This window comes from Motilimonas thetidivivens (genome assembly GCF_046452435.1).
Taxonomy (GTDB): domain Bacteria; phylum Pseudomonadota; class Gammaproteobacteria; order Enterobacterales; family CBDFNC01; genus Motilimonas.
This window is the reverse complement of record NZ_JBKFDK010000023.1, coordinates 1-12,542: the sequence shown is the minus strand read 5'-3', so window position 1 is coordinate 12,542 and position 12,542 is coordinate 1. Positions and strand designations below refer to the sequence as shown.

General features: G+C 45.7%; 10 protein-coding genes. 7 read left to right on the top strand and 3 right to left on the bottom strand.

The window, feature by feature from the left end; all coding sequences use genetic code 11:
* Window positions 1-156: 156 nt before the first annotated feature.
* Together birA and murB are read right to left on the bottom strand one after the other, a co-directional pair.
* Window positions 157-1,119 (bottom strand): bifunctional biotin--[acetyl-CoA-carboxylase] ligase/biotin operon repressor BirA, encoded by a 963-nt coding sequence (gene birA, locus ACK8OT_RS15430; protein ID WP_410197412.1) that lies wholly within the window; start codon window positions 1,117-1,119, stop codon window positions 157-159.
* A gap of 42 nt (window positions 1,120-1,161) precedes the next feature.
* On the bottom strand, window positions 1,162-2,226 hold the full coding sequence (gene murB / locus ACK8OT_RS15425) for a UDP-N-acetylmuramate dehydrogenase (protein ID WP_410197411.1): 1,065 nt from the start codon (window positions 2,224-2,226) through the stop codon (window positions 1,162-1,164).
* 485 nt (window positions 2,227-2,711) lie between these two features.
* On the opposite strand from murB, the gene ACK8OT_RS15420 reads away from it, so the two are divergent.
* From ACK8OT_RS15420 to ACK8OT_RS15390, 7 genes are all read left to right on the top strand, one after another.
* Window positions 2,712-3,920, top strand: a complete 1,209-nt coding sequence (locus ACK8OT_RS15420) for an ammonium transporter (RefSeq protein WP_410197410.1) — start codon at window positions 2,712-2,714, stop codon at window positions 3,918-3,920.
* Window positions 3,921-4,307: 387 nt separating this feature from the next.
* On the top strand, window positions 4,308-5,042 hold the full coding sequence (locus tag ACK8OT_RS15415; protein WP_410197409.1) for a TetR/AcrR family transcriptional regulator: 735 nt from the start codon (window positions 4,308-4,310) through the stop codon (window positions 5,040-5,042).
* A gap of 115 nt (window positions 5,043-5,157) precedes the next feature.
* Window positions 5,158-7,521, top strand: a complete 2,364-nt coding sequence (locus ACK8OT_RS15410; protein WP_410197408.1) for an efflux RND transporter permease subunit — start codon at window positions 5,158-5,160, stop codon at window positions 7,519-7,521.
* Between the two features lie 20 nt (window positions 7,522-7,541).
* Window positions 7,542-8,387, top strand: coding sequence for an outer membrane lipoprotein-sorting protein (locus ACK8OT_RS15405; RefSeq protein WP_410197407.1), 846 nt, complete (start codon window positions 7,542-7,544; stop codon window positions 8,385-8,387).
* A 77-nt stretch (window positions 8,388-8,464) separates the two neighbouring features.
* Window positions 8,465-9,640 carry a hypothetical protein gene (locus ACK8OT_RS15400; RefSeq protein ID WP_410197406.1) on the top strand — a complete coding sequence of 392 codons (1,176 nt, stop codon included), beginning with the start codon at window positions 8,465-8,467 and terminating at the stop codon, window positions 9,638-9,640.
* Window positions 9,641-9,804: 164 nt separating this feature from the next.
* The gene (locus tag ACK8OT_RS15395; protein WP_410197405.1) at window positions 9,805-9,951 is read left to right on the top strand and encodes a hypothetical protein; all 147 of its coding nucleotides are present in this window, start codon (window positions 9,805-9,807) and stop codon (window positions 9,949-9,951) included.
* A 214-nt stretch (window positions 9,952-10,165) separates the two neighbouring features.
* Complete coding sequence (locus tag ACK8OT_RS15390) at window positions 10,166-11,857, top strand: ExeA family protein (protein ID WP_410197404.1); 1,692 nt, start codon at window positions 10,166-10,168, stop codon at window positions 11,855-11,857.
* Window positions 11,858-12,325: 468 nt separating this feature from the next.
* On the opposite strand, the gene ACK8OT_RS15385 is transcribed toward ACK8OT_RS15390, so the two are convergent.
* Window positions 12,326-12,542: SGNH hydrolase domain-containing protein (locus tag ACK8OT_RS15385; RefSeq protein ID WP_410197403.1), on the bottom strand; the 217-nt coding region annotated here is incomplete at its 5' end.

Below are 12,542 nucleotides of genomic sequence, written 5' to 3'. Positions count from 1 at the left end.
ATGTAATAGTTTTCGCGGTTGCAACACTAAAACACGAAAAAATGCGAGAAAATGCCTGAATGGGTAAAGTTCATACAAAAATCGCTGTCCAGATTGAGTCAACACCTTTATTTTGTTCATCAATTGCACATAGGGTTGGCGCATTAGCTGCAACAATTAAGTTGCTAGGCGCAGTGAAATCTCGCCACCGATAAATGGCTTTATTATGCCGTGCTGCTCGACCAGTAAGGCACCTTGTTGATCAACCCCTCGCGCAATCCCACTGATGGTTTTTGGCCCCATGATAAGATTCACCGGTTGGTTGATAAAAGCATCCAGCTCTTGCCATCTTGCTAGAAATGGCTTGAACCCGTGTTGTTGATACAACTCTAATGTCACACGAAGAGCCGTAAGGATATGAGCAGCTAAAGTATTACGGCTGATATCTTGCGCCCCGATTTGTTTTAAGTCGAACCAAGGCTGATCAATTTCAGTCGCCATCTGCGCTGGCATATTGATATTTAAACCTAGCCCTATCACTAATTGACATGGCCCTGCAGCCTGGGCTGACATCTCGACTAAAATACCCGCCAGCTTCTTATTGTTAACGTAAATATCATTGGGCCATTTCAGCTTAGCGCCCGTGATACCTAAGGCGGTCAAGGCATTAACCGTTGCAATACCGGCGGCTAAACTTAACCCCATAGCCGCTTCGATGCCTTGTTCTAACTGCCAAAACATCGACAAATATAAATGTGAACCAAATGGCGAAACCCACTTACGGCCACGTCTTCCACGACCGGCGGTTTGACACTCCGCCAAGCAAGCCGCCCCCGATGACAGCTGATCCAACCTATCCATCAAATACTGATTGGTTGAATCAATCACTGAAAACACCACTATTTCATCTTGCCCAGATTGCTGCTGCAGTTTTGCAACATCGAGCAACTCGATGGCGTGGGCCATTTTGTAGCCCTTGCCTTTAACGCTGTGAATATCCAAACCCAGCTGTTGAGCTTGTTTAATATAGTTACTCACCGAAGTGCGGCTGACGCCAAGCTGCTCTCCGAGCCATTCACCTGAATAAAAATGACCGTCGGCTAACAATTGAATGATCCGATTTACCTGCTCCCTTGCCATCACCCTTGCTTCCTTATTTGGTTATTCATATTCAATCTAGCGTTAAGCTTCGCTCGCCAAAGCTTGCTGTTCAAATTGCAGCATCATTTCATCGAGATTCGTTTCACCCTGCGCACCAATAAAACGCACTTCATGCTCTAATAACACCCCAAAGCGCTCGGCGACACTTGTGCGAACTAACCAAGCCAGCTCCACGACATCTTTTGCGCTCGCGGTTCCCGTATTGACTAACACTAGGGCTTGTTGTTGATGCACCTGTGCCCCGCCCACCTTACGCCCTTTAAGACCGCATTGGTCAATCAGCCAGCCCGCTGCAAGCTTTTTCTGGCCTGCAATTGCGGTGTCGTAAATCGGCATATCGGGATAAGCGATGGCCAATGCTTGGGCTTGAGCTTCGGGCACTTGCGGATTCTTAAAGAAACTACCTGCATTACCTAATTCGTTTGGATCGGGCAATTTTTGGCTACGAACCTGGCAAACCAGATTGAAAATATCGTCCGCCGTGGCGGAATCAGGTAAGGATTTCAAGTCACCATAGCTAGTCACTGGCTGCCATTGTTTGGGTAATCGAAAAGTCACCTCAACAATTAAATGGGAATCTTTTAGCGCATGCTTAAAAATGCTATCACGGTAACCAAACTCACACTCGTCACGCGACATTTGGCGCCACTGCTTGTTAATCAGATCGTAAGCATTCACCTGTTCAACGAAATCTTTAATCTCAACTCCATAAGCACCAATATTTTGCACTGGCGTTGCGCCAACACAACCTGGGATCAGCGCAAGGTTTTCCAGCCCCGGATAGCCTTGGGCTAAGCACCAAGTAACAAATTGATGCCAGTTTTCTCCCGCCCCAACGGTGATCAACCAGGCATCTCCAGCGTCAACCACCGTTTTACCAGTAAACTCAGGTTTGAGTAGCACGCCCTTAAAATCTTCACAAAATAATAGATTGCTGCCCCCTGCGATAATGAAATAGGGAACTCCCTCGGTTAAAGAGAATTCGCTTAATTGTGCTTGCGAAGAAAATGTCACCAACTGCTGAGCCTTGACATCAAGTGCAAAAGAATTGAAATGAAGCAATGATTGCTGCTGAGAAATATTCATGAAAGAAGGCCTAAATCGAATGTCAGCGAATGATTATACTGAAAATAATCACGTAAAGCGCGGCCGAAAGCAAACTTGGCCTTGCTCCGCCACCTACGCCTAAGCACCAAAAAAGAGCAATAACGCGCCCCAATCGCCCCAGATTGGTGCACTCAGGCCATTCACAGCCTAGTATTTAGATTGCTTCGCCCCACCAAGGCGCCCCACAATGCAACAAGCGCACTAACAAGGCGCTTTCAAAGTGCTTCACATCTAAATTGGCATGATACCTGCTAACGCTTAGCCGCTTTATTATAAAAACACATCGCAAATAGACAGGAATGATTTGTGATGCAGCCAGTGAACCGAACGTCACAACAAGCCAACACAATTACGGTTAGTGAGACGTAGCACTCGGCGCCATTAAGTACCTTATTAACTATATCGCTTAAATAACTGCTGAAATGACATTGACAAGATCATAGGCAGCGAGCAAGGGAGAGAACGTGGACAACATCAATAGCGCAGTCGAAACTTTAGTACAAAGTTCGAATACTCTTTTTATCCTACTGGGTGCCATCATGGTTTTAGCCATGCATGCTGGTTTTGCTTTTCTTGAAGTGGGCACGGTTCGCAAGAAAAACCAAGTCAACGCCCTAGTCAAAATCATTGCTGACTTTGGTTTCTCAGCGGTGATTTACTTCTTTATTGGTTACTGGATTGCTTACGACACCACTTTCTTAGCTCCAGCGAGCGAGCTAGCTCAAAACAACGGTTACGACTTAGTTAAGTTCTTTTTCTTACTGACGTTTGCCGCAGCTATCCCTGCCATTATTTCTGGAGGCATTGCCGAGCGAGCTAAGTTTTACCCTATGTTAGCGGCATCGGGGTTAATTGTCGGTTTTGTCTATCCCTTTTTTGAAGGCATTATCTGGAATGGCAATTACGGCTTCCAAGCTTGGCTTGAAGCTAGCTTTGGCGCGGGCTTCCATGATTTTGCAGGCTCGGTAGTGGTGCATGGCGTGGGCGGCTGGTTAGCCCTAGTAGCCGTGTTATTTTTAGGCATACGTAACGGTCGCTACCGTAATGGCAAACTGGTTGCGTTTGCGCCATCTAACATCCCATTTCTTGCTCTTGGCGCGTGGATCTTAACCGTCGGCTGGTTTGGTTTTAACGTCATGTCGGCCCAAACCATGGATGGCATTTCAGGGCTAGTCGCAGTGAATTCATTGATGGCCATGGTCGGTGGTATTATCGTGTCGCTATTAATGGGTAAGAACGACCCCGGCTTCATTCACAATGGTCCTTTAGCAGGCTTAGTCGCAGTGTGTGCCGGCTCAGATTTAATGCACCCAATTGGCGCATTAATCACAGGCGGCGTAGCCGGTGGTTTATTTGTGGTGCTATTTACCTACCTGCAAAACCGCATGAAACTGGATGATGTATTAGGTGTTTGGCCACTGCACGGTGTGTGTGGCGCATGGGGTGGTATTGCGGCTGGTATCTTTGGTAGCGAAGCCCTAGGTGGTCTTGGCGGCGTTAGCATGGCAGCTCAACTGATTGGCACCTTAGCGGGTATTTTAGTCGCCGTATTAGGTGGCATCATAGTCTACGGCGTGTTAGCAAAAACCGTAGGGTTACGCATGGATCAAGAAGATGAATTCCATGGTGCAGACTTAAGTATTCACAAAATAGGCTCTATTAACGAAGACTGAGCCAACTTAGTCTGACTGCAAACTTGAAACGGGCATTGATGACGATGCCCGTTTTTTTTCGCCTCCCAAAACCACTTCAACATGCTTGTTGAGCAAAATTTGTAGGCTGTTAGGTGCGACGCGGATGCGAGGCATAGTTATCCCACTATCAAAAACAGTACCAAAGCAGACTAGTTTACCAATCTCACCCTTTGATTTAGTAACTCAGTAGAATTTTTTACTATATAAATTGAAAATAAAAATTGACACCAAGATTAACTAAAACTAAATTAATGACGATTCGTCAATAAATGTCTTTTGGTCATATCTTGGGAATTTGTTACTGATCGTGGTTCACCTGAATCAAACAGGTATAATAAGGTCATGATCATTACAGCGTAGTAAATTATGACAACACAAACCCGAAAAGCCCGTGAAGTGGCCGAGCGCGAAGAGTTACTGCTTGATTTAGCTATCGAGATCATTGAGCAACATGGTTTTGCTCAACTGACGATGGATAAGTTAACAGCGCGTTCAGAATACTCTAAGGGGACAGTGTATAACCATTTTTCGAGTAAAGAAGATTTATGGTGTGCCCTGTGCGCGAGAGGGTTGCGGGTACAACGCAGTATGTTTGGTAAGCTGGCTCAATTTCAAGGCAATAGCCGAGAAGCTATCTTAGCTCTTAGCTTTGGTTATGAGCTGTTCACCTTGTGCTACCCAACCCTGACGATGGTGTCATTGCGCGCGATGAGTCCTGCGGTGTTTGAAAAAGCATCGCCAGCGCGGATAAAAGTGCTGTCGGAAACCGAAGACGAAATGGTGCAAATGTTGAAAGGCATGATAGAAGTTGCAATGGACAAAGGTGAACTCAGTCGCCGTTACCAGGACAACCTATATCAGATCACCTTTGCAATTTGGGCAATGAGCTTTGGCTCGGTAACCATATTGCGAAATTCAACACCTACTCCTTGTCTGGAGCGCATTGATATTGACTCGGCGGTGTTGACCAATGCTTCTATCGTACTCGATGGCTTGCAGTGGCAACCCTACTCTTGGGACTTTGATTATCGGGCCAGTTGGCAACGGATAGCCAAAGAGATATTTGCAGATGAATTAGCACAGCTGTCTAAACACAGCTAACATCAAACGCCAGTAAAGGGTGCGAGTCACTTGTTGCTGGTTTTTTTAGTACTACACATGACGATTCGTCATTTATTGCCGAAATGTCACATATAGCAAACATCTTTGCGAGGGAATGATGCAAAAATTAGGCTCAGTCACCCCCAGTAGCTGGCAGTATTGGGTAGTTCAGCGCCCGATAGTCAGTTTACTTATGGCCATGCTAGTCGTTGTTAGCCTTGGTTATGGTACCAGTAAACTTTTCTTTGATGGAGACTATCGGGTCTTTTTTGGCGCCGATAACCCACAGCTACAAGCATTTGAACAAATGCAAAATGTCTACAGTAAATCTGACTCGGTTAGTTTTATCATTGCGCCCAAATCGGGCAATGTTTTTAGCCCTGACACGCTAAATCAAATCCATCAGATGACCGAAGCGGCGTGGCAAACGCCATATTCAACTCGAGTGGATTCCATTACAAACTATCAACACACCCAAGCCGATAGCGATGATCTACTTGTCGAAGACTTGTTACTAGATCCTGAATCCCTAGATCAAGCCAAGATCAACCAGATCCGTCATGTCGCCCTAACCGAACCGAATTTAGTGGACAAACTGGTAGGTAAAGCTGGCGATGTCAGCATTATCAACGTGACCGTACAGTTGCCAGAAATTGATCCCTTAACCGAGGGCCCTGCCGTGGCTAACTTTGCCAAGCAGCTGCAAGCTCAGTTTCACCAATTATATCCTGATACTGAAATTCGTTTATCTGGCTTGGTCATGCTCAATGATGCCTTTGCAACCTACGCGCAACAAGACTCCAGCACCTTAGTACCAGCTATGTTCTTGCTGATTTTAATTATGCTAGCCGTATTACTGCGCTCGGTTTTAAGCACCCTTGCTTCCCTCGCCGTGATTATTGCAACCATAGCGGCAACCTTGGGTATCTCGGGTTGGCTTGGTATTGCACTCACCACCCCCACAGTCAACGTGCCTACTATAGTGATGACCTTAGCGGTGGCAGACTGCGTACATATTATTAGCAGCATGTTATTAGCCATGCGCAATGGCCAAACTAAACAACAAGCTATCTATACGAGTTTGGAGCTTAACTTTAAGCCGGTGTTTATCACCAGCGCAACTACCGCCATCGGTTTCTTGTCACTTAACTTTTCTGATTCACCACCATTGCGCGACCTAGGTAACTTGGTGGCCGTGGGTATGCTGTTCGCCTTTTTATTCTCGGTTACCCTATTACCTGCCTTGCTCAGCCTGATGCCTATCAAGGTAGGCAATACACACGCACCGTCTAACGCCATGACACGATTTGCCAACTGGGTGATCGCAAAACAAAAGCCTATCTTGGTTTGCGGCTTATTATTGGTTGCGGGGCTGGCCTCTCAAGTACCTAATAATCAAGTTAATGATGATTCATTAAAATACTTCAGCACCGACACCACCTTTCGCCAAGACTCGGATTTTATGGCGCAGCATATCTCTGGCATGACCACGTTAGAATTCAGCCTAGATAGTGGCCAGAGTAATGGCATTAATCATCCTGAGTTTTTAGCCGATTTAGCCGCATTCACCACTTGGTTACGTGAACAACCCGAAACGGATCATGTCAGCTCTCTCAGTGACACCGTAGCAAGGTTAAATAAAAACATGCATGGTGATGATCCCGCTCAGTATCGGTTACCACTGCAACAAGAATTGGCTGCACAATATCTATTGATGTATGAGATGAGCTTGCCATATGGACTTGATCTCAATAACCAAATCAACATAGACAAATCAGCCACTCGGGTTGTAGCAACATTTCAAAACCTAGGTAGTAATGAAATTCTTGCTCTCGAGCAACGCGTCAGCGACTGGTTTAGTGCTCAAGCACCCAATATCAAGGTAGCCATTTCGAGTACCAGCTCGATGTTTGCCCATGTGGGAGAGCGCAACATGTCGAGTATGTTGATGGGAACCGCGTTTGCCTTAGTACTAATTTCAGCCCTGTTGGGATTTGCACTGCGCTCTTGGCAATTAGGTTTTATTAGTTTGTTACCTAATATTTTGCCGGGATTAGCGGGCTTTGGTTTGTGGTCGCTAGTCAGTGGAGAAATCAATCTCGCCCTATCCATCGTCTCTAGCCTGACCCTAGGCATAGTGGTTGATGATACGGTGCACTTTTTAAGCAAGTACCAGCATGCCCGCAAGCGTGGCCAATCAAGTGAGCAAGCCGTTATCTACGCCTTTAACAATGTGGGCCGAGCATTATTGATCACGACCTTAGTTATCTGTGTCGGTTTTGCCGTACTCACGCAATCAAACTTTGCCTTGAATGCTGATATGGGCTTATTAACCAGTATTGTCGTGTTTATTGCACTGGTGATTGATCTACTCATACTGCCCGCCTTTTTACTGGTGTTTGACCGTGCACCCGCAGTGGTTAACACCACCTCGACCCAATCCGAGCCAATCAACACCACGGTGGCTCCCCAAGCTTAATTGACGACCAAGGAATGACAATGAAACCAACCATGACAACCTTATTTTACGGCGCTACTTTATTTTATGGTGCGAGTTTGCTGGGCTTTGCAACGCTAGCGAACGCTGAACAAGCAGCCTCGGCAGATGAAAGCCGTGGCCTAACCATTATGCAAGAGCGTAAAGCAAGGGATACGGGATGGCAAAACAGCGAAGCCAGCCTTGAAATGCAATTAACCAATGGTCAAGGGCAAACTAGTTCGCGCGAACTAAGAATGAAAAACCTTGAAGTGGCAGGTGATGGCGACAAGTCATTGAGTATTTTTGACACCCCACTGGATGTGAAAGGCACTGCATTTTTAAGCTTTTCTCACGTCAACAGCGCCGATGACCAATGGTTATATTTACCGGCGCTAAAACGAGTCAAACGCATCTCATCACGCAACAAATCAGGCCCGTTTATGGGCAGCGAATTTGCTTATGAAGATTTAAGCTCGTTTGAAGTGCCAAAGTACCGCTATCGCTACCTAAAAGATGAAGACTTGGCAGGGCAAAAAACCTGGGTGATAGAAAATATTCCTAATGATGAGTACTCAGGCTATAGCAAACTGGTGAGCTGGATCGATCAACAAGAGTATCGCGTCCTGAAAACTCAGTACTATGATCGCAAGTCAGCACTGCTTAAAACCTTAGTGTTCAGTGACTACCAAGCCTATCAAGTCGATACCCCAACGGGTGAAAGCAAAACCTTTTGGCGTGCCAACAAAATGGTTGTGGACAACCATCAAACAGGTAAGTCAACCCAGCTGATTTTCAAGGAGTATCGCTTCAACACAGGGTTAACCGATGCCGACTTTAATCAAAGCAAGCTAAAGCGCGCACGTTAATCATTCATCTCAGCCAAGGCGTTGGTAACGGATTGACGCCAGCCCTTGGCTCTCGAATTATGGCACAAGGAGCCCATATGAAAGCCCTGTTATTAATTGCGCTTGCTTTTGGCGGCCTAGTCACATCCAGTCACGCGATGGAAATACAAGGCTCAATTAGTGTTGAGCAGCGCAGCTTTGTATCAAATGCCCAATATCCAGCTCAAGGCGATCATCAAACCTCGCTAACCTTTGAGCCCGAGCTCTATTGGTCTTGGAATGACCAGCAAGATGCGTTTATCTTCACCCCCTATGCACGGCTAGACAGCTTAGATAGTGAACGTAGCCACTGGGATATTCAGCAAGCTAAGTGGGTTCACTTGCAAGATAGCTGGGAATTTGAGTTAGGCCTAGGCATCATCTACTGGGGCGTCACCGAGTCACAACATTTGGTCGATGTGATTAACCAAACCGACCAAGTAGAAACCGTTAACGGCGATCGAAAACTCGGTCAACCCATGGCCCATTTAAGTTTGATCCAAGATTGGGGGGTCATTGACGCGTTTATCCTACCCGGCTTCCGTGAGCGAACATTCGCGGGTAAAAAAGGGCGCTTACGCACGCCTTGGGTGGTTGATGCCGATGCAGCGAGTTATCAATCCTCCGCGGAGCAAAAACATATCGATTGGGCGCTGCGCTGGAGTCACTCGCTGGATGAATGGGATCTGGGGATCGCCACCTTTAAAGGTACAGATCGCACCCCTATTTTACAACCGGCCCCCAATGCGACCTTGCAACCGTATTATCAACAAATCTGGCAAGTGAGCGCGGATGTGCAAGCCACCTTTAATGAATGGCTGTGGAAACTGGAAGCCTTACATAAAAACGAGCAACAGCAAAGCTATCGCGCTTTAGTCGCCGGCTTTGAATACACCCTAGTTGGGCTTGCGCAGACCCGCTATGATCTTGGCTTACTGCTCGAATATAACTGGGATCAGCGTCGCTTAGATGCCCCCACGCCTTATCAAAATGACATATTTATCGGCTCAAGGCTCGCCTTTAACGATGAAGACGGCTCCAGTGTACTGATAGGCCTAGCTCGGGATCTCGAACAAATGAGTTATTCGGGGCGTCTGCAAGGCAGCACGCGCTTTGGTCAACACTGGCGGCTAAATATTGAGGCTTGGTTATTTCATAGTGATATCAGCACGGATCCTCTTTATGCCTTAGATAAAGACGATCATATCGGCGTTGAACTGGTTTATTATTTCTAACCAGTTAAATCGATATTTTGTTATAACAAATTGTTTCAAATGTGATTAAATTATGGTCTACAGTTAGAGAGTGACTGAGTGCTCTCGATCTAATCCTAAAGTCGAATATACACAGAAACGAAAAAACTGCATAACATAGTCGTAACATATAGGGAGATATAAAGATGCATGCATATTTACCTGCCATCGACGTTTTGATGTGTCATTGTGGTGTAAGCTTTGAAGAAGCGTGTGAGCAATTAGGCGTTAGAGCCGAAGATATCACGGAATCAGATACTCGTGAAAAATACCTTCAGGTACCTGAAAACTAATCTAAGCTGCTACTCAGCTTATTGCAAAAAGCGATAAAAATGCCCAGCTAAGTCTGGGCGTTTTCTTTTTTCGTTTGGACAAATTTAAGTCAATTCAACGCTAATGATTCCAATGTCACTAGTAACTCAGTAAAATCCTCACCATAACACTCCGTTTTGATTGAACTTAGTTTGCGCAAGGATCCGCGTATCACTTCAAGGATGTAGGTCTAGGATGTATTTTGACTTTTTTGGGCTCAGTGAAAATCCGTTTTCTATTGTACCCGCGCCAGATTATTTCTATCTCAGCGAACGCCATCAGCAAGCGCTCACGCACTTGATGTACAGCTTGCCCGGCGGTACTGGAGGCTTTGTACTGCTAACGGGTGAAGTGGGCACGGGTAAAACCACCGTATGCCGAACTTGGCTTAGTCAACTCAGCGAACAAACTGCATTGGCTTACATTCTTAATCCGTCGGTCAATGAAATTGAGTTGCTCGAAACCATTTGCGATGAGTTTGCCATCCCCTATCAAGCCGGCCAAGATGATCTAAAGCGCTTATATCAACTACTTACCGAATATTTAAATCACAATCATCAACATGGCAGGCATTCTGTCTTGCTGATCGATGAGGCTCAATTACTGACCCCACTGTCGCTGGAACTGTTAAAACTACTGACTCAAATAGAGTATCAAGGGCAAAAATTGCTAAAAGTGGTTTTAATCGGCCAGCCCGAACTTTTGGCACTCCTACGTCAAGAATCATTACTGACTTTAGCGCAGGGCATCAATACTCGTTATCATTTACTGCCGCTAAATTATCAGGATGTTTGCCAATACGTAAAACACCGCTTAGGGGTTGCTGGTTGTCGACTCAAGGTTTTTAGTCGTATGGCCTTGAAGGAGCTGCAATTACACAGTAATGGCGTGCCGCGGCTCATCAACCTAATTTGTGATCAGTCAATGTTAGCCGCCTTTGCTCAAGGCAAACATCAGGTTTCTGCCCGCATGGTGCGCCAAGTCGCCAATGAACTACAAGGCATTCAACATCAAAGCGCTTGGCGCCAGTTATTGGAGCCCTACCGAGAAGCCTTTGCCGCCGTAGCCTTTGGCTTGGTGATAGGCGCTGCCGTTATTGGTTTAACTCCCAATGTAAACCATCAGCCAGCATTGGCCCAACTCAGCCACAATTCTTGGTTTTTACCACCATGGCATACCCAATCCTCATTCAAGGCCAGAGCTGTGAGCGGTGAAGCCGATGTGCAAGCCGAGGGGAACTCAATCAATTTACACTCAAAGCAATACCATCAGGGCCAACAGCATGACTTTCTTAACAAGCTGATTAGCCAAAGTCGTAATATGGCCCCCGCGATGCAAAGCCTTTACCAAATCTGGGGCTATTCGTTACCTGCGGAACGAGCCGATTGCCACACAGGTAGTATTGTCGGATTGCATTGTATTAAAGCCAATAATGCTGACATGGGACAACTCAAAAAAATGAACCATCCCGTGGTGGTGAAAATGCTTGATGGCGATCAGCAGGAATATTACGTCACCCTCGCTAAAATATATCGTGGTGTGGAGCTGCTAATTGCAGGCCAGCATATTCGAGTGAGTGAAGAGTGGTTTATGCGCCATTGGCAGGGTGAATTAACCTTACTCTGGAAAGCCCCTTTACACTTTGATGGTCCGTTGAAGCGTGGCGATCAGGGCCCTGCTGTTGCTTGGTTAAGTGAAAGCTTGGCGATGCTAGACCCCGAGCAAACTCATGTCACGGATACCTTTGACGCTCAACTTGAGCAAAGTTTAAAACGGTTCCAACAGCAACAAACCCTCACCGACGATGGCATCGCGGGAGCGCAGACATTATTGCAATTGAATTTACAGGTGCGCACTAACCAACCTAAGTTGGTGTTTAAGAGTTAACCTCAGCCAAACTGAGCCCAAAAAAAAGCTTGCCTTGGCACTAACCTTAGCAAGCTCGATGTATCTTAATAAGCAATTGGATTAGAACGGTAGTAAAGGTAAAATTCTCACTGGGTGAGTGATAGGTAAGTTAACCGCCAAACCATTGATAAACCTACTTCCATAAAGAAAACCAACACTAACCACCGCACCTTATTTTTACAGTTTTAAAAAATTGTAAAAATAGAGGCAACTAACCTCAAAGAAAGCCTTTTATTCTTACACTTTACCCAATAATCACTTTACGTTCAACTGCAGGGATATCCTTTGGGATGCGATTAATGCATGGAAAATACTGCGTGTTTACGGCTCTGATGTAGTTACTTATTGATGACACGCTTCTTCCCTAAAGCTTCTTAGAACAAATCAAGAGAGGCTGGTATGCCTGCCTCTCTTTATTGCTCATTGTCCATGTGCGTACAACGAGTTTTATGTTCGATTGATATTATGGAAAATTTTACCCAATATAACTCGAGCTCCAGCATATGATAAGTGACCCCCTCCATTATAGAGACCTCCATATTGTTCATCGATAATCTTACATCGCCCTTCTTCACAAAGAATATCTTGGGGCATTACTTTATGTAGATTTGGATGATTAGGTAAATACGAATCTAATTTTTTTGACATTTCAACAGTGTTGCTG